22 protein-coding genes, 2 tRNA genes and 1 pseudogene are annotated in these 17,469 nt (G+C 64.0%); 16 read left to right on the top strand and 9 right to left on the bottom strand.

All coding sequences use genetic code 11. The features are described from left to right. Positions 1-68: 68 nt before the first annotated feature. From D9601_RS02450 to D9601_RS02385, 14 genes are all read left to right on the top strand, one after another. Positions 69-539: a hypothetical protein gene (locus D9601_RS02450; RefSeq protein ID WP_198352340.1), complete on the top strand. Its 471-nt coding sequence runs from the start codon at positions 69-71 to the stop codon at positions 537-539. Beyond that, positions 530-1,228: a hypothetical protein gene (locus D9601_RS02445; protein ID WP_198352339.1), complete on the top strand. Its 699-nt coding sequence runs from the start codon at positions 530-532 to the stop codon at positions 1,226-1,228. The genes D9601_RS02450 and D9601_RS02445 overlap by 10 nt, the downstream gene beginning before the upstream one ends. Continuing rightward, entirely contained in the window at positions 1,228-2,208 is a 981-nt protein-coding gene (locus D9601_RS02440; RefSeq protein ID WP_198352338.1) for a hypothetical protein, read from the top strand. The genes D9601_RS02445 and D9601_RS02440 overlap by 1 nt, the downstream gene beginning before the upstream one ends. Then, positions 2,205-4,997, top strand: coding sequence for a hypothetical protein (locus D9601_RS02435; RefSeq protein ID WP_198352337.1), 2,793 nt, complete (start codon positions 2,205-2,207; stop codon positions 4,995-4,997). Before D9601_RS02440 ends, D9601_RS02435 begins: the two co-directional genes overlap by 4 nt. 81 nt (positions 4,998-5,078) lie before the next feature. After that, complete coding sequence (locus D9601_RS02430) at positions 5,079-7,277, top strand: hypothetical protein (protein ID WP_198352336.1); 2,199 nt, start codon at positions 5,079-5,081, stop codon at positions 7,275-7,277. Then, entirely contained in the window at positions 7,277-7,453 is a 177-nt protein-coding gene (locus D9601_RS02425) for a hypothetical protein (protein WP_198352335.1), read from the top strand. The genes D9601_RS02430 and D9601_RS02425 overlap by 1 nt, the downstream gene beginning before the upstream one ends. Continuing rightward, entirely contained in the window at positions 7,453-7,662 is a 210-nt protein-coding gene (locus D9601_RS02420) for a hypothetical protein (RefSeq protein ID WP_198352334.1), read from the top strand. Before D9601_RS02425 ends, D9601_RS02420 begins: the two co-directional genes overlap by 1 nt. Further along, positions 7,662-8,114 (top strand): hypothetical protein, encoded by a 453-nt coding sequence (locus tag D9601_RS02415; protein ID WP_198352333.1) that lies wholly within the window; start codon positions 7,662-7,664, stop codon positions 8,112-8,114. Before D9601_RS02420 ends, D9601_RS02415 begins: the two co-directional genes overlap by 1 nt. Then, on the top strand, positions 8,114-8,461 hold the full coding sequence (locus tag D9601_RS02410; RefSeq protein WP_198352332.1) for a hypothetical protein: 348 nt from the start codon (positions 8,114-8,116) through the stop codon (positions 8,459-8,461). The genes D9601_RS02415 and D9601_RS02410 overlap by 1 nt, the downstream gene beginning before the upstream one ends. Further along, positions 8,458-8,838, top strand: a complete 381-nt coding sequence (locus D9601_RS02405; protein ID WP_198352331.1) for a hypothetical protein — start codon at positions 8,458-8,460, stop codon at positions 8,836-8,838. Before D9601_RS02410 ends, D9601_RS02405 begins: the two co-directional genes overlap by 4 nt. After that, a complete protein-coding gene (locus D9601_RS02400) occupies positions 8,835-9,413 on the top strand; it encodes a lysozyme (RefSeq protein WP_198352330.1) in 579 nt (192 codons plus the stop codon). The genes D9601_RS02405 and D9601_RS02400 overlap by 4 nt, the downstream gene beginning before the upstream one ends. Continuing rightward, entirely contained in the window at positions 9,410-9,679 is a 270-nt protein-coding gene (locus D9601_RS02395; RefSeq protein WP_198352329.1) for a hypothetical protein, read from the top strand. The genes D9601_RS02400 and D9601_RS02395 overlap by 4 nt, the downstream gene beginning before the upstream one ends. Continuing rightward, positions 9,676-9,984: a hypothetical protein gene (locus D9601_RS02390; protein WP_198352328.1), complete on the top strand. Its 309-nt coding sequence runs from the start codon at positions 9,676-9,678 to the stop codon at positions 9,982-9,984. The genes D9601_RS02395 and D9601_RS02390 overlap by 4 nt, the downstream gene beginning before the upstream one ends. Positions 9,985-9,993: 9 nt before the next feature. Then, positions 9,994-10,356, top strand: a complete 363-nt coding sequence (locus D9601_RS02385) for a hypothetical protein (protein ID WP_198352327.1) — start codon at positions 9,994-9,996, stop codon at positions 10,354-10,356. A 773-nt stretch (positions 10,357-11,129) separates the two neighbouring features. Here D9601_RS02385 and D9601_RS02380 read toward each other — a convergent pair. The 9 genes and pseudogenes from D9601_RS02380 to dapB form a co-directional block, all read right to left on the bottom strand. Continuing rightward, positions 11,130-11,381, bottom strand: a complete 252-nt coding sequence (locus tag D9601_RS02380; RefSeq protein WP_198352326.1) for a hypothetical protein — start codon at positions 11,379-11,381, stop codon at positions 11,130-11,132. After that, positions 11,378-11,572 (bottom strand): hypothetical protein, encoded by a 195-nt coding sequence (locus tag D9601_RS02375; protein WP_198352325.1) that lies wholly within the window; start codon positions 11,570-11,572, stop codon positions 11,378-11,380. The genes D9601_RS02380 and D9601_RS02375 overlap by 4 nt, the downstream gene beginning before the upstream one ends. A 385-nt stretch (positions 11,573-11,957) precedes the next feature. Next, positions 11,958-12,560 (bottom strand): hypothetical protein, encoded by a 603-nt coding sequence (locus D9601_RS02370; protein WP_198352324.1) that lies wholly within the window; start codon positions 12,558-12,560, stop codon positions 11,958-11,960. Between the two features lie 40 nt (positions 12,561-12,600). Further along, a complete protein-coding gene (locus D9601_RS02365) occupies positions 12,601-12,888 on the bottom strand; it encodes a DNA cytosine methyltransferase (protein ID WP_198353343.1) in 288 nt (95 codons plus the stop codon). A 26-nt stretch (positions 12,889-12,914) separates the two neighbouring features. Next, positions 12,915-13,008, bottom strand: a tRNA-OTHER gene (locus tag D9601_RS02360). A gap of 354 nt (positions 13,009-13,362) precedes the next feature. Beyond that, positions 13,363-13,842, bottom strand: a pseudogene (locus D9601_RS02355) (DNA cytosine methyltransferase); the annotation flags it as partial. 115 nt (positions 13,843-13,957) lie between these two features. Beyond that, a tRNA-Arg gene (locus D9601_RS02350) sits at positions 13,958-14,034 on the bottom strand. 47 nt (positions 14,035-14,081) lie between these two features. After that, on the bottom strand, positions 14,082-14,759 hold the full coding sequence (nth, locus tag D9601_RS02345; protein ID WP_198352323.1) for an endonuclease III: 678 nt from the start codon (positions 14,757-14,759) through the stop codon (positions 14,082-14,084). A 37-nt stretch (positions 14,760-14,796) separates the two neighbouring features. After that, positions 14,797-15,525: a 4-hydroxy-tetrahydrodipicolinate reductase gene (gene dapB / locus D9601_RS02340; protein WP_198352322.1), complete on the bottom strand. Its 729-nt coding sequence runs from the start codon at positions 15,523-15,525 to the stop codon at positions 14,797-14,799. Between the two features lie 189 nt (positions 15,526-15,714). Between dapB and D9601_RS02335 the strand changes: the two genes are divergently transcribed. Together D9601_RS02335 and D9601_RS02330 are read left to right on the top strand one after the other, a co-directional pair. Continuing rightward, the gene (locus D9601_RS02335) at positions 15,715-16,152 is read left to right on the top strand and encodes a DUF2231 domain-containing protein (protein WP_198352321.1); all 438 of its coding nucleotides are present in this window, start codon (positions 15,715-15,717) and stop codon (positions 16,150-16,152) included. Next, positions 16,152-17,453 carry a PQQ-dependent sugar dehydrogenase gene (locus D9601_RS02330; protein WP_198352320.1) on the top strand — a complete coding sequence of 434 codons (1,302 nt, stop codon included), beginning with the start codon at positions 16,152-16,154 and terminating at the stop codon, positions 17,451-17,453. The genes D9601_RS02335 and D9601_RS02330 overlap by 1 nt, the downstream gene beginning before the upstream one ends. Positions 17,454-17,469 lie beyond the last annotated feature (16 nt).

Genomic DNA, 17,469 nt, shown 5'->3' with positions numbered 1-17,469 from the left:
ACTCCCCTCGGCTTGTAGTAGCTCTGACGACAGATCGAACCCCGGAGCGGGGATGTGAGGGGTTCGATGTGGCATCTTTGCCAGTTTCAGACAATCGGATTGTATCGCGCTGCTATGATGCAGCTGCGATCAACGCTGTCTGCAATCACCCCGCCGTCCTCCCCGGTTTATCGCTTGGCCTTCACGCGCTTGACGTAAGCGACCTGCTGGAAGACCGCCGCAATATCGCTTTCCTCGGCGAATATGGTGGCGCGCTGTTTCACCGTACTGGTCCTGGGGTTTACGCCGCGCACGACTTCTTCCTGCCACAAGGCCGGGGTCAGTGGGCTCTTGCCGCTTCTCGCAAAATGCTGGCGAAAATGTTCGACCAGTTTGCCGCCCGCCTGATCTGGGCTGAAACCCCGGTAGAGAACCGAGCCTGCCGGATGTTCAATCGCTGGCTGGGCTTTAAAAGCGAGGGCGTGACAACCGCAGCGCTCTATCCGGGCGCAGAGCCCTCCCAGATCGAGACATTCGTGATGGAGGCGGTATGCCTTTAGCCGCCGCTGTCGTCGGGGCCGCCGTGATTGGCGGAGCTGCGTCCATCTCCGCCAGCAACAAGGCGTCCAAGACCGCGCAGCAGACCGCTGCGGCGAACAACGCCCTGCAGACGCAGATTTACAATTCCAACAAGGAAACGCTGCAGCCCTACGTCAACACGGGGAACAAGGCGACGCAGTCGATCGAGGCGCTACTTGGGCTTGGCGGCGACACGACGGCGGCCAATGCTGCTTTTGACGCGTACAAGGGTTCAACGGAATACACCTCGCGCTTCAACGAGGGGCAGCGCGCCGTCACGGCAGCGTTGGGCGGCAAGGGGTTGCTCGACAGTGGGGCTGCTCAGAAGGCGATCCTGAAGTACGGCCAGACCTTCGCGTCGAACGAGTTCGGCAATTACATGGGCAACCTGCAGACGCAACAGCAGACTGGCCTTGGGGCTGCGTCGGCGCTGGCAGGTAACGGCCAGAATTACGCCAACTCGGTTTCCGCGAACAACAACGCCGCGTCCAATACGGTTGCAAACGCAGCGCTTTCGAACGCCAGCACGGTCAACGGCGTGCTGGGATCGGCGCTGTCGGCGTACGGGCTCAGCCAAGGCGTGGGATCCAGTTACGGCAAGGGCGGTGTCGTCCAGCGGCTGAACCCCGCCAGCAATGCGCTGATCGCCTCCAATCCGGGGATATTCTGATGCCGGAATTCGGGGTTCTGCAAATGCCAAACTTCGCGCAGGCGGCGCTTGGCGGCTATCAGGCTGGTCAGGCGATCGGCAAACAGCGCCGGTTGGATAGCGCTCTTGGCGGCGTCGACTTCGGTCGGCCCGAGACAATCATGCCCGTGCTGCAAGCTGACCCTGAACTTGGCGTGTCGCTGCTTGGCGCTTCCAGCAAAATCGCTGCTGCCACGCGCGAAAGTGCGGTTCGCGAAGCAACGAGCAACTTCCTCATGGATCGCCTGGGCAAGGGCGCAGCGAAAGGAGGTGGTCAAGCTATCTCGGCATCGGGGTCCGGCGTCACCGGCCCCGTGCCGTCATCGGCTATGCCTGCAGACCCGAACGGTGACATTGTCGTCACCGCCAAGGCCGCCGGCCCAACGCCAGAAGAACAGCTCATCCGAGCTGATCCGCAGGCATGGCTCGACATCCAGGGCAACCTTGGCAAGCTGGACGAGAATCACCGCAAGGCGATTGCCGAGGCAGCCGATGCGCAGGGCACCGTTGCCATGGGCGCCATGGCGCTGCCGTATGAGCAACGCCGCGCCTACATCCAGTCTCAGGCCGGCTACCTCGCCAATCATGGCGTGACGCAGGCGGAGATTGACGGCTTTGATCCCACAGACGCCGCCCTGAGGGCGCAAAGCGATCAGGCGCTGGGCGTCAAGGGCATTCTCGACCAGCGGAACAAGGATGCGGACGACGCTCGCGCTGATAAGACGCTGGCACTTAGTCAAGATCGTTTCGCGCATGACGTGGCGCACGACGCACAAACGGTCGCCATCTCGCAGGGCAACCTTGATGTGAGCCGCGGCAATCTGGCCCTCGCGCGTCAGCGGGAAGGTCGCGTTTCGGCTGGAGGTTCTGGCCAGACAAGCGGTGTCGCTATGCCGCAGGCCAAGGCCAGTGTCGGCGGGAAATCCTACGTCAAGATCAATGGAAAGTGGATCGCGCAATGACCGGACAGGAGGTCACGGATCCCAATCTGATCGCCCAGCTTGAGGCGCAGTCTCAGGTCCGAGGTGACGACTATTTGAAGACGCTTGACCCGGCGCGCGCTTCGCAGGTCAAGGCGCTGGCGGAAGGTCGCATGGACTTGCCCAAAGGCAATGCCCTTCGCTCGCCGGTCGGCGCATCGCTACTGGCTGATGTTGCGCAGTACGACCCCACCTTTGATGTGGCAAATGCGCCGGCACGTAGTGCGACTCGTAAGGCGTTTACGTCCGGGCAGCAGTCTAAAAACATCACTAGCTTCAACATGGCGATCGGCCACCTCGGCACCCTCGCTCAACGTGCTGAAGAACTGCATAACTGGGGCGGCGTTCCGCTGCTCAACAGCACGATCAACAGCATCGGTAACGCTGCGCTTAACGCCAGCGGCGATCCGCGTGTCAGCAACTTCAACACGGCCAAAACGGCTGTCATTGCAGAACTGGAACGAGCGTTCAAAGGCGCGGCCGGCACGGTCTATGACAGCCGTCAGTGGGAAGGCGCCATCAATAGCGCGCAGTCACCCGAACAGCTTAGGGGAGCGATCGGCCAGGCTGCCGAACTTCTTCAGTCGCGCATCAAGGCGCTGAAGGACAGCTACGATAAGGGCATGGGCACGACGGATCAACCGCTACCAATGCTGTCCCCGCACGCCATGGAAGCTCTCGCCGCGCTCCAAGCGCCTGAATACAAGAGCAAGGGGTATGAAGCTGTCGCGGGCTTGCTGGGGTCTGGGAGCGGCGGCGATGGCGGCGACAGTCCGCCAGAAGCTGGCACCCCGCCGACCGCGCCGGGTTCGCCGCCACCTGCAGGCCCCACGTCTCCCACTGGCCCCGCACCGCTTGCCGCCGATCAACTCCAGATTAGCGACGGCACGTCCAAAGCAGTCGACCAGTCCGCCACGCAGCCGATCCGCGAGGAAGTGGCCCGCATGGTCGCTGGCGGTAAGTCGGCTAACGACATCCGCGCCTATCTGCAGCAGAGCGGAGTCAACCCGACCGCCATTTCGGGTCTGGATGAACTGGTCGCATGGCGCGCCAAGAACCCGAACTACAAGGGCGGCTATGACATTTCGATTGGGCCGCAGAATGTTGCGCTGTCGGGTGGTGAGAAGCTAGCCGCTACCATTGCGGGATCCGCGCCCGGCGCTGCCATCATTGGCGCGGCCAACACCGCGCTTGCTGGCACCCTGCCGAAAATCACGGCTGGCACTGACGCGGTCCTCGGGCGCCTCACTGGCGACAACCGAGACATTGGCACGATTTATGATGCTGCTCTCAAAGGGGCGAATTATAAGGTCGACGCAGCCCGAGATGCCCACCCGATTGCATCGCTAGCCGGCGACACCGCAGGCTTCCTCGCTGGCGATGCTGCGATCGGCATGGCCGGCAAAGCGATTAGCCGCGCCGTTCCTGTCCTGGGCCGTCTCGCCAGCAAGGCATCGGCGGCAGAGCCCATCGCGCGAGATGCGACGTTCGGCGCGCTGACCGGCCTGGGTTCCAGTGACAACCTCTCCGATGTGCCCGGCAATGTCGCAAAGGGTGCAGCGCTGGCAGGTGTTGGCGGTGTGCTTGGCCGCGGTCTGATCAAGGGCGGGGCCGCCATCGCTTCGCCTGTTGTGGGAGGCGCGGTCCGGCGCCTGACCGATGCTGGCGTGACCCTTACTCCGGGGCAGGTGCTGGGTGGCATGGGCGGCCTCGCTGGCAAGATCGGCAAGGGCATTGAGGATCGCTTGGCCGGCTTCCCGGTCGTCGGTGACGTAGTCAACAGCACCCGCCGTGCTGGTGTAGAAGACTTCAACCGCGCTGCCATAAATGACGTGTTGGCGCCGATCGGGCAGAAGCTTCCGGACGACATTGCTGCGGGTCATGGTGCCATTGCCCACGCGCAGGAAACGGTATCCAAGGCGATTGAGAACGCGCTGCAACCGATCCACGCGCAGCTCGACCAGCAGATCACCAGCGACATCGGCGCGGTTGGCAAGAAGGTCGCCAACATGGGCGGCAACGCGCTAGCCGAGTTTAAAGGCATCATCGCCAACGACATTCAGCCGTTCTGGCCGAAAAACGGGGTGATGACCGGCGAGCAGCTTCAGTCGATCAAGCGCGGGCTCGATAAGGAGATTGCGAGCCGCACTGCTGCTGGTGCCTCCCCTGCCGATCGTAACCTTGGCGAACGCCTGTCTGAGATGCGCGATGCGGTCATGGACTTCGCTAGCCGCGCTGACCCTGCGCAGGCTGCAGACTTCGCGAAGGCGAACGAGGCTTACTCCCTACTGTCTCGGGTCGAAGGCGCTGCCGCCAAGTCGAAAGACGGGGTGTTCACGCCTAACCAGTTCCGCCAGGCCGTAACCAAGCGCGGCTACGGCACTACGACCAAGAACGTTGCTCGCGGCTCCGCACGTATGCAGGAGCTGGCGACAGACGCGGCAACGGTGCTGCCGTCCAGTGTGCCGGACTCAGGCACTGCAGGACGTGAGGCGGTGGGGCGAGCAATCGGGCTGATCGGGCCTGGTGCCGCAATCGGTGGCGCTGCCGGTTACCACGAAGGCGGAAGCACAGGATCTGCTTTGACCGGCGCCTTTATTGGCGCAGGATTGCTTTCGAAGCCGGGCGCTCGTGCAGCTCAGTGGGCCTTGGCAGGTTCGCGCGGCAAATCGCTAAATACGCTGGGCGATCTACTTCGCCGAAACGCCCGTGTCGGTGGTGCTGCGGCTGCCCCGCTTCTTCTCTCGAACCTCTCGAATAACGGCAATTGACGTGAGGATCGCACCCTTGAGCGCCGCGGCCATCATCAAGTTTGGGTCGAGCATGCCCCACCATATCATGGAGCCGCGCTGATGGCACAGCTTTTCTATTTGCCGTTCAACCCGGTTTTCAACTCGCGCGGCCTGCCGACTGGCGCGGCGCAAGCGTATTTCTTCTACACCGGCACGACCGATTTAGCACCCATTTACTCGGATGGGGGCTTGACCACACGCGCCGCCAATCCGGCAACTGCCGATGCCCTTGGTCAGCTTCCAAAGCTATACCTTGATGAGAGTATCATCTATCGCCTCCGCGTCGTTGACGCTCGGGGCCAGCAACTTGGCGATGACTACGATCCATATGTTCCTGGTAAGGAAAACGCAGGCCCCCCAGGGCCAGCGGGTCCGACCTTTCCGTCTATCGCTGCATTTAAGGCAGCACCGATCGGTAACAAACGCCAAGCTCTTCAGGTTGCCGGCATACCGGCCGGGGATTTTGATTGGACCCTTGGCGACTTCACTGGTCAAGCGGATGACCTGAACATCATCAAAGCGGACAGCACTGCCCTTACCATTGGCGCATGGGTCCGTCAGACGACGGATAGCATCGTCTACCCCGGCCACGCTCCGGGCTATATTCGTTCTGTGCAGGCGCTCCTTGCCGATGGGCTGGACGTTAAGAAGGACTTCTACGCCGCCAACGTCGGATCACCGACTGCGGATAGCACAGCCTCAGTCACCGCCGCGGTCAAGGCGATGGCGGATCTTGCGCAATACCAGGCGCAGTATGAGGCGCGCGCCAGCCTGCACTTCCCGATCGGTGTGTATCGGCTGACGCAGAGCGCCGTGCTGTCGACAGCGACCAATGCAACGGACACATTCGGCGGAGCGCTTTTCTCCGGTGAGGGAGAGGGTTCCGTGCTGTGGCTGGACTGCAACGGCGCGACGCAGGAAATGTGGCTGTACGACAACGGCCCGAACCGCCGTTCGTATGGCAACACCTACCAGAACCTGGCGTTTGCCGCTGGCACGGACTGGAAGATCAACGCCGTCACGGGCAGCTACAATCAGATCAGCGACTATGGCAACGGCTTCCGGTTCACGGGGCGCACGGGCAGTGGGGCTGGCGGCGAGAGCGCGCACAAGTTCTTCGGCTGCACGTTCCGCACCATGCGCACCGCTTTGGACATTGAAGGCGCGGACAACGCCGATGTGCTGCGGGTGATTGGCGGAGACAGCCAGTCGTGCGTCCGGCTGCTCTATATCAACAATCCGGCGAGCTATCAGAACGCGATCGACCAGTTCTACGCGCAGTATCACTATGGACCGATCGTGGAGTTCGGCCCGAACGCCAGCCAGGCGTCGGTCAACATGCGCGGCGGGCAGATGGTGCTTGCGAGCGAGACGGCGGCCATTGCGCGCTGGGGCGTGCCGGTGGGCGTGCTGGCAGTGCAAGGCGGCCCTGGCACGCAATCCTACCTCTGCGACTTCGATGCGATCCGGTGGGAGCTGTACGGCAACGCCAAGCTGTTCGACTGCCGAGCTGGATCGGCGGGCCTGTATCGGTTCAGTGGGTCGGCGCGTAACACCAACAGCGCTGCAAAGGTCATGGGGATCGTCGGGGGCGATGGCGTTACGGTCAAGCTGGTCGACTTTGCCAGCGACGACGGTGGCGGCGGTATCTCGTCGTTTCAGATCGCGTCGACCTTGGGCTTTAAGACGGAGGCCAAGCTATCGATCGAAGGCGAGAGCGTGTTTTCGTCGGATGCGCTGGACGCCATCGCGTTCACCTCGACCGGCGGGCACCTGCACATTGGAACGGACGTATCGGACCTGCCAGGCGCGACCAACTTCAACGTCGAACCCCAGATCAAGCTACAGGCCGTGGACCGCTTCGCGGCCGGGTATAGCTCGTCCAGGGGCCGCGGGCGCCAGGTCAAGGTCGCGCATATCCACATGGGAGGTGCGCCGGACACGCAATCAGGCGTAGTTACACAGCTTCCAGCTGGTGCGACCATCGTCGCCGTCAAGGCGAAGATCCCTGCCGCGATGGGCGTTGCGGGACAGTACCGCATGTTTATCACCAACGGCGACAAGTCGACGGTGTACGCTTCGTCGGCATCTGCGCCGCAGAGTGCGGGCCACACCGCCATCGCCGACAACATCCTGCTGGGCGTCGGCACGAACGCAAACAACCGTCTGATCCGCCTTTACGCTGATGATGGCGCTGGCGGCCCGCCCCCTGCCGGGTCGGGCTCCGCGCCGATCGAAGCCCTTCTGGAGTGGTATTGATGGTCTTCGACACCCTCACGCCGATCGAAAAGGCTCTGGTCGTGTCGGCACGTCAAGCGGACCCGTCATATCGAGCGGTGATTCTAGCCTCTGCCGAGTGGACGGACACCTGCGGCACCGCCCTGACCCAGATCGAGAGCAATGCGCAGCCGGGCGCTACCCCGGCGGAGGACTGATGATGCAGGACCATACCCACCATAAGCACGAGCAGATGAAGCCGCACGAGAAGCCGGAGCATACCGCGTTCGGCAACTACGAGGTCGGTGAGGATGATGATTTCCCGGAAGTGACACCGAGCCTTTTGCCGGCGGATGACGATCAGTCACACCCTGTGCCGAAGCCTACCCCGACGCCTACCCCCACTCCAACGCCGACGAACAGCTAATGGCTGAGTGGGCGCCGATCTATTTCTTCTGGGCGCTGGTGATGATCGGCGTTCTCCCATTGGCGCCCATCAACCGGGTGGCGGCGCTTGTCGTCGCTGCTCGGCTCTTGACGCAGGCGGCCTACGGCATGGGGTATAACGAACCCATCTCGCAAATGGTTATCTTTGGCGTCTGTGGCATGCTTGCCATGCACAATGCCCGTCGGATGACGTGCTTCTTCTCGGCGGCCTTGTTCGTGCCCCTGTCGATCGCTGCGGCCTTCCAGATTGACCATCCGACGGCGGCCGGTTGGACGGTTTACGGGTTGGCCGTCTTGCAGGCTGTAGTTCTGATTGCTTCTGAGGAATGGCGAAAAGCCATCCGTCACTGGCTGGAAGCGACTGATCCGAGCAAACCTGATGCTTTGGCGAAGCTGATTGCGTTCACGCGACGCGTGCGGGCCTATGCCTGATGTTCGACGCTCGCCTGCTGGTCGGGCCCGCCATGCTCGCGCTGGGGCTGGGCTTCGTGTTTCTCTCCGTCAGGCTATGGGCCGTGCGGCCGCTCAATCGCGTCTTTCGGCTTGGTCCGTTCGTGACCGAGAAGGGCATGGTCGCCATCCTCAACCTCCGTTTCACGTCTTTCGCCTTCGGGGCGTTTTTTGTGGTGCAAGGGCTGACCGCGATCATCTTCTGGTACGGCACGCAAGACATCCGCAACCCGCTGGTGCAGGCGCTGGGATCGCTGGGGGCTGGACTGGGTCTGTGGGCGGTCTTCCTGATGTACCGCGGCCTCTGGCGCGTCTGGCGCACCAAATGAGCTGGCTAGAGGCAAACTGGGGCACGGTCGCCGGGTGGGTCGCCGCAGCCATTGGCCCGTTCACGGTTTATCTGACCATGCGTCGCAAGACGGACGTGGACGAGAGCGCCATGATCCTTGGCAAGTGGAAGGAGCTTGTCGAGGCACACGAGAAGGCCATCGCCGCGGTGCGCGAGGAATTCGCAAGCTACCGCGTCACGGCGATTGCCGAGATCGCGGATCTACGTACCCGCCTGTCCAAGGCCGAAATGCGCATCACCGAGCTTGAGGTCGAAAACGCCGGCCTGAAGCGCTCCATCGCCCAGAACAGCCAGTCCACGGCGCACATGCTGGGTAGCCCCGGGCGGCGCAACTCTCTCCCGGGAGATGAATTATGACCGACCAACGCAGCGCCTTGTTCGACGCGATCCGACCCTACGCGCCCGATCGCCGCTTCCTTGCCAGCCATGTGCAGGTGATCGACGCACTGGCGGATAGCTTTGGCCTGCTGCGGATCAACGGCATCGCTGACTGGCTGCCGCACGCCCTGACGCTCATCAAGCAGTTCGAAGGCTGCGAGCTGAGCGCCTACCCCGATCGCGGCACCGGAGGCGACCCGTGGACGATCGGCTGGGGCGCAACTGGCGCCGGCATCGTCAAGGGTGTGACGTGGACCCAGGCACAGGCCGATCGACGGCTGGTCGAGGACGTGACGCGGTTTGCGGCGGGTGTCGACCAAGCCCTCGGCGGAACAGCCGTGACCGCCCGTCAGAAAGGCGCCCTCGTGTCGTTCGCCTACAATTTGGGGCTTGAGAACCTGAAGTCATCCACGCTGCTGAAGCTGCACAAGCTGGGCGACTATGCCGGGGCTGCGGGGCAGTTCGCGCGGTGGGATAAGGCGGCGGGCAAGGTGCTGCCGGGTCTGGTGAAGCGCAGGGCCGCAGAGGCCGCCATGTATCGGGGGGACGCATGAACATCCAGCTCACCAAGGCGCAGCTTCAGGCGTTCCTGGCGCTCGTTGCCGCCGTGGTCCTTGTCAGCATCGCGCCGATCGTCGTGACCGGCCTCATGGGGAAGGTCGTGCCCGATGGCCTGATCGCCGTCAGCGACAAGACGGTCACCGGCCTGATCGGCGTTCTCGGCACCTTGGTCGGCGTCATGTGGCAGTCGCGGCCCAAGGGCGTGGAGCCGTCCGGAACGCCGGCCGATCCCATTTCTACGAAGGACGTGAACCCATGACCGCAGAGCAGTTCGCCTACTGGATGCAGGGCTTTGCCGAACTAACCGGCGATGAGGTGCCAACAGCAGGGCAGTGGAGATCAATCCGCGAACATCTTCAGACGGTGTTTGTGAAGGTCACGCCTCCGCTTCAGGATTGGCGCCCAGACGTGAACGACACTCGGAAGGTTCCGAAGGTATATCCCGGCACCTCTCCTGCGGTGCCTTACGATTGGCACCAGCGCCCGACCACCGGGACGCCGCCTAATCCCCTCATTGCAACATGCATCGCCGTGCAGGGCGAGCATGCACGCACAATCTGCTGAGGCATCGGCATGATCGCGTCCTTCATCCTCCGCTACGTCGCCCCGCCCCTCGCCTTCCTGGCGGTGGTCGCATGGCTATGGACCGGCTGGTCACACGCCGATGCGCGAGCCGATGACCTGAAGGGCCAGCTGATCGACCAGACGGCCCGCGCCGATGCCTTGCAGAAGAAGGTAGCGGCCATGGCGCAGGCCGATGCCGAACGCGCGCTGGACGGCGACAAACTCGACCAGATGAAGGACGACCTGACCCATGCGATCGACGCTGCCCCGAAGGGCAATGCTCCCGGCCCTGCTTCTGTTGCTGTCGGCTGTGCCAGGCTGCGCGCCCAAGGTAACACCGCCTCCGCAGCCTATAGGCGTGTCTGCGGTTGACGTTAGTGCAGCCTCCAAACCCAAGCCCGTCATGCCGGAAGAGGCGCTTACCGACGATGCTGCGTCGGCTCGGTACAGCGTTGACCTTGAGCTTTGGGGTGAAGGTGTCTCGCGCGCCTGGGGGCGTATCTGCCGGTCGCTGGTGGCGCAGGGCGTTGAGGTAAGCTGTCCGGTAGCTGCTCGCTGACGATACACAAGATGGCTTGTGATTAGCGGAAGCGGGTTTCGCGATACACAAACTGTAGCTGCGGGCCGGGCTTGATACCGGCTGCCAGTGAGGACGGGACTCGAACCCGCGGCCCCCTTACGTCGTGCTTGAAGTTGCTCTCACGGCTTACGCCACCCAACTGAGCTACCCCGCCAGCAATCTTGGTGACGAGCCAAGATGTGGGTCCTTCCCCACCGCCGCAGCTACGAAACAGGCCGTAACCTATTGCGTGGTAGGCGGTCAAGGGGTATGACTACCGCTCGCGCCGGTGAAGGTTGCAAGGCTTGCCCGGAAGTGGTGACGACGACCCGAGAAGAACGGACTAGGCGAGGTCGCTACTCGTTGATGACTCCGGGCCGGTGAAACTCCGGATAAGTCGTGGCCCATATCGAGTGGCGGCGCTTCGGTGCGCGCAGCCTACGCAGCAAGGGCCCCGACTGGCAGGGACCATTGCCGCCGCCACTCTTACCCTCGGTATAAATCTCCGAGCCACTTTTTACCAAACCGGTCACTCGGTATAAACTGCCTTCATACGGCAGCTTAGGCGGTCAGGGGCTTGGGGGGATTAGAGGTCGATGTTGCGCCGTTCCAGCTCACCGGCCACCACGTCAACGCGCGGATCGTCCACCTCCAACGTCTGGTAGAAAGCTGCTACGGCCTGATCCGGCATCGAGCACAGGTCCTGCTCCAAACGAGCCGCTCTCTGTAAAGCGACGTGCTGCTCCATATGCGCGTTCACCTCGCTAGGCTGCATAGGGTAACCGCAGTCAGGGCAGATGCCGCCGCGTTCTGTGCGTGTGAAATTGACGTCCATCATTTTCTCCTAACCTCATCAAGCGCGATGATCGCGGCGGCAGCAAGGCCGTAGGTCACCGTATGAGCCTTGTTCTCGCCGCTGAAGTCGAGCAGGTCGAACAGGCGCGGAAACTCGCCCTCGTCATCTCGGATCACGGCGTTGCGCATGGCTTCTGCTACGGCCTCAAGTTCTTCAGGCTTTCCCTTCTGCATCACTCTACCTCCATGCTGCGGATGGCGGCGGTATGCTTCAAAGCCATCCGAACGATGTCGCTGGCAATCGGCGGGTGAAGCGCCAAGCCTCGGGCGACTAGGTTCCAAGCCTTCCGCTGACGGCGCGCATCCAGGTAAGCCCCGAGCGCTTGGAATAACCCAACCCTCTCAGTTTTATCCATGGGTCACCTCGGGAGCGGGAGGGAGTGGGAACGGCATCCAGTGCGACGGTTCGGGCAGGATGTGCGCAGAACCAGACAGCCGCCATCCTTCAACATCACGCCAAGCTACCAACGGCGTCAGATAGCCATCCCGCCACACCAGCACATCGCGAAGATCGTTGCTCGCCGTCTCGATCGGCTCCCACCGTCCAAATGCAGGGGCTTCAGTCATGGGAGGGCTCCAGCGAGCGACGAAGCTGCGCAATCCAGGCATTCCGGCTGTCGGTGCGTGCGCGTTCCTTCGCATCCTCTGTCGCATGATACTGAATATCTCGAGCGACTTCATCCAGCTTACCGGCTTTCCAAACCGCCCCATCCGTAGGCGGCTCGTCCTGATAAAACTTGAATGGCCGGCCGCAGTCAAAGTCCATGCCTGTGCGGAGCTGCTCCAAGCCAAACTCCTTGATACCCTCCGGTGCGCCCTGCCACTGTTCTACAAGGGCAAGCATATCCTGATAGCGCTGGCGACGTGCGGTATGATCCGCCTCAGCAGCCGCACGGGCTTGCACCCATTCCCGATGCTCAGCATCCGCCGCTCGTTGCGCTTCTGCGTCACTCATGCCGTAAAGGCGGGCACGCTCGGCTTTCGCCTCTTCCAGCTTGTTCGCGTTCCACTGCGACGGCTCGAATGCTTCGGGGATCGGTTTATCCCACGGATCATCGCGCATCGTGATCGTTGCGCCCATTCCTCGGGCTAGGCGCATAGCAAAGCCCTGCAAGTCAGTGACTTTCCCATCAGCGACATCAGCCGTGTATCCAGTTGGCATCACTCTTCTCCTTATCGTGTAGGGGCGTCAGAAGGGGTGGTCATGCGGCCTGCCGTAGTTTCATGGCCTCGACAGCCGTGATCCGCTCGCCGATCCACCGCATCACCGGCACAGCCATGCTGTTGCCGAGCGCCTTGTAGCGCGGGCCGTCAGCCATCGGCTTTCCACGGTGCGGGACCATCGTGTAATCGTCGGGAAAACCTTGAAGGCGCTCGCACTCGCGCGGGGTGAGGCGGCGGACTGCGCTTGCGGTCGCCACCACTTGCTGGTCGGCGTTGTGGCCGGGGCTGTTGGTCTGGCCGCCTCCCCGGCTGCTGCGACCAACCATCGTTGCCGATAGGTCAGGCACATAGGCGATCGGGGCAGGATTCGAACCTGCGGCGTGACTATTGGTGCACTGGTCACGCACCGGGCTACCCGGCGACTTAAACCACTCGTCCACCCGATCATAAACTGGCACCAAGGGCGTACCGCGACCAGTTCCATCCTCGCTGGCGTCGAAGCCTTCGCCCCGCAAACTATGAGCGATGAATGTCTCGCTCTCAAAATCCAGCCTTCCATGCGGGCCGCCATGCGTATTCAGAGCAGTTGCCACGTCGATTGGCCCGCGCGTGTCGTTGCCACCGTACGCCGCGATCAAATGTCCTGCTTGGCCCTGATTGTCGTCTGCGCCGCACGTTCCAACGCCATTTCTAGTGAGAGCGGCAACGATCGGCCTCGCTTCTCGGCGCGGCGCAGGATGCCCCGACAGGCTGTTGCGCTCAGAAAGTACCGCTGCGGCACCTCGCCAGTCTCCAGCACATCCGACAACGAACACGCGACGGCGCCGCTGTGGAACTCCGAAGAACTGAGCGTCCAAAACTCGGTAGGCGAACCCATACCCGAGTTCCCCCAGCCCCCCGAGGATGGCGCCAAATGCCCTTCCTCCGTCAATTGACAGGACGCCGGGGACGTTCTCCCAGACCACCCAGCGGGGCCGTGTGCGATCAGCAAGCCGGAGAAATTCCAGCGAGAGGTTGCCACGATCGCCATCCAGTCCCGCTCGGAGTCCAGCGACGCTGAAGTCCTGGCAGGGGGTTCCGCCCACGAGAAGGTCGATTGCTCCATATTCGTCACCTCGGATGGTGGTGAAGTCGCCATGCAGCGGCGTGTCGGGATAGTGGTGCGCGAGGACGGCGCGTGGTGCGGCTTCAATCTCGCTGTAGGCAGCCGCCTCCCAGCCGAGTGGCTTCCATGCCACTGTGCTGGCACTGATGCCTGCGCACACGTCGAGGTACCTCATACCGCGCGACTCGCTGTACGCACATTGTACGCAGAATCACGTTTTGTCCGCGCATGTTCCTGCACGGTTCTACAAGCATGAGGCTGGTGCGAGCCGCCTAAATCGGCGGAAAAGCTGGCGCACCCGGCAGAATTCGAATCTGCGGCCTCTGCCTTCGGAGGGCAGCGCTCTATCCAGCTGAGCTACGGGTGCGTGGAGCGCCCGCCTAGCAAAGGCGCGACGGCTGCGCCAGCCTTTGTTTACGCCGTCGGATCGGCGGCCGCATCCGCCGACGAACCTTTCGGCGGTGGCGTCTTCGGCTTGAACGCGCACAGGTCCGCAACGACGCAGCGCCAGCATTCCGGCTTGCGCGCCTTGCAGACGTAGCGGCCGTGCAGGATCAGCCAATGATGCGCGTGCAGGCGGAACGGCTGCGGCGTCGCCCTGTCGAGCTTCAGTTCGACCGCCAGCGGCGTCTTGCCGCGGGCGAGGCCGGTGCGGTTGCCGACCCGGAAGATATGCGTGTCGACCGCGAAGGTCTCCGCGCCGAAGGCGACGTTGAGCACGACATTGGCCGTCTTGCGCCCGACCCCGGGCAGCGCCTCCAGCGCGGCGCGATCGTCGGGCACCTGGCCGTCATGGTCGGCGATCAGCGCCTCGGACAAAGCGATGACGTTCTTTGCCTTGGTGTTGAACAGGCCGATCGTCTTGATGTGCTGCTTCAGCGCCGCCTCGCCGAGCGCGACCATCTCTGCCGGCGTCGTCACCTGTTCGAACAGGCGGCGCGTCGCCTTGTTGACTCCGGCATCGGTCGCCTGCGCCGACAGCACCACCGCGACAAGCAATTGATAGGCATTGCCCGATTCGAGCTCGGTTTCCGGATGCGGATTCGCCTCGGCCAGCCGCCGATAGAATTCGAAGACGTCCGCCTTCTTCATGCCGCCCCCTGCCCCACCGGCACGATCCCGGCCCTCCTCACAGGCCGAGCACGTCCGCCATCCGGTATCGGCCGGGCCGCTGCGGCGCGAGCCACAGCGCCGCCCGCACCGCCCCCTTGGCGAAGATCGAACGGTCCTGCGCCAGATGCGACAGCTCGATCCGCTCCCCCTCGCTGGCGAAGACGACGGTATGATCGCCGATGACCGAGCCGCCGCGCAGCGAGGCGAGGCCGATCGTCCCCTCCATGCGCGCGCCGGTCAGCCCGGCGCGGCCGTCGACGCGCACCTCGCCCAGCGTCGTTCCCCGCCCGCTGGCCGCCGCTTCGCCCAGCATCAGCGCGGTGCCCGAGGGCGCATCGACCTTGTGGCGATGATGACTCTCGACGATCTCGATGTCCCAGTCGCTGCCCAGGCGCTTCGCCGTCTCGCGCACCAATTGGGCGAGCAGCACGACGCCGAGCGAGGTATTGCCGGTCTGCAGCACGGCGACGTCCTGCGCGGCGGCGTCGATCAGCCCATGCTGCGCGGCGGATAGGCCGGTCGTGCCGATCACGATCGGCGTCCCGGTGGCGCGCGCCGCGGCGAGATGCGGCTCCAGCGCGGCGGCGACCGAGAAATCGACCAGCACGTCGGCACGACGGGCCAGCGCGAGCGGATCGCCCGCCGCCCCCGTGCCGCCGGCGAGCGTCGCGCCCTCCGCCTCGGCGAGATCGGCGATGGCGCGGCCCATGCGGCCGCCGCTGCCGTAGATGCCGATCGCGGTCATGCGGCGGTCCGGGCGAGCAGGCGGTGGCAGTAGGTCATGGCCCATCCTTGGCAGAGAATTGGCGGCGGCGACAGGGGGCGACACCCCGTCACGCGCCCAAGCGCCCTGATCGGACCGGACCCGTAACGCCGGCTCGTGCGTAAGGGTGGACAGGCTGTGACCAGCAGCAGCCGGTGAGGACCTATGCCCATGGCTCGTACCCTAACCGTCGCCGGGACGGCGCATCCCATCCACGGGATGCTGGCCGCCTATCCGCTCGCTTTCTTCACTGCGGCGCTCGTCAGCGATATCGCCTATGCCAATACCGCGTGGATGCAATGGGCCAATTTCTCGGTCTGGCTGATCGCGGGCGGCTGCGTGATGGCGGTGCTCGCGGCGCTCGTCGGCATCGTCGACGCGATCCGTCATCGCGGGCGAACACGGCGACGGGCGAGCACGCTGCACGGCGTGCTCACCGTGGTGATGCTGGTGCTGGCGATCCTCAACGGCTTCATTCACAGCCGCGACGGCTGGACCTCGGTGGTGCCGACCGGGCTGATCCTGTCCGCGATCGTCGCGGCCCTGGTCGTGGTGACCAGCTGGCTCGGCTATGCCGCAGAGCCGGCACCGACGGTGGAGACGGTCTGATGCGCGCGCTTCTCCTTCTCGCCGGCACCGCCGCCCTGCTCGCCGGTTGCGGCGCCCGCGGCGGCGGCGATCCCTCGACGCAATTGGGTCCCAATCCGCGGCTGCCGGCGATCAACCAATATGTCATGCCACCGATGCACGTCGCCGGCGTCACCGCCTGGAACGGCGCGGTGCCGACAGTGCCGGGCGACCTGACCGTGCGCCCCTATGCCGGCGATTTCCGCAACGTGCGCCAGCTCTACACGCTGTCCAACGGCGACGTCCTCGCCGTCGAGCCCAAGGGGCCGAGCGAGCCGGTGCAACGGCCCAAGGACATCATCGTCAATTGGGTGCAGGGCTTCGGCCATGCCAAGACGGGCGGCGCGGACCGGATCACGCTGCTGCGGGACAGCGATGGCGACGGCCGCGTCGACCAGCGCAGCGTGCTGGTCGACCATCTCCATGCGCCCTTCGGCGTCGTGCAGGTCGGCGGCGATCTTTATGTCGCCAACACCGATGCGATCGTCCGCTTCCCGTTCACCCCCGGCCAGACCCGCATCACGGCGCCGGGCACGATCCTGACGCAGCTTCCCGGCGGACCGATCGATCACCATTGGACCAAGAGCCTGACCGCCAGTCCCGACGGCAGCAAGCTGTACGTTGGCATCGGTTCCAACAGCAACATCACCGAAAATGGCATCGAGGCCGAACAGGAGCGGGCGCGCATCTGGGAAGTGGATCGCGCGAGCGGCGCCCATCGCCCCTATGCGACCGGCCTGCGCAACCCGAACGGCCTGACCTTCCACCCGCAGACCGGGCAACTGTGGACGGTGGTCAACGAGCGCGACGAACTCGGCCCCGATCTCGTTCCGGATTATATGACGGCGGTGACACCAGGCGCTTTCTATGGCTGGCCGTATAGCTATTGGGGCCAGCATCGCGACCCGCGCGTGCAGCCGCAGCGGCCGGATCTGGTCGCCCGCGCGATCCTGCCGGATTACAGCCTCAGCTCGCATGTCGCGCCGCTCGGCATGGCGTTCAACACCGGCACCGGCCTGCCCGCACGCTTCGCGGGCGGCGCCTTCGTCGCCGAACACGGCAGCTGGAACCGCGGCCACCTCAACGGCTACAAGGTCGTCTACGTCCCCTTTGCCAACGGCCGGCCCAGCGGCAAGGCGGTCGACGTCGTGACCGGCTTCATCGACGCGGCCGGCAAGGCGCGCGGTCGGCCGGTCACCGTCGCCTTCGACCGCACTGGCGCCTTGCTGATCGCCGACGACGTCGGCAACATGGTCTGGCGGGTCAGCGCCAAGGGGCGCTAAGCGCGCGCATGGAGGT

Origin of the sequence: Sphingomonas sp. MA1305, from assembly GCF_016107325.1 — a bacterium.
In the GTDB taxonomy this organism is placed as follows: Bacteria; Pseudomonadota; Alphaproteobacteria; order Sphingomonadales; family Sphingomonadaceae; genus Sphingomonas.
Note: the sequence above shows the minus strand (reverse complement) of the source record. Positions and strands in the feature narration are given on the sequence as shown.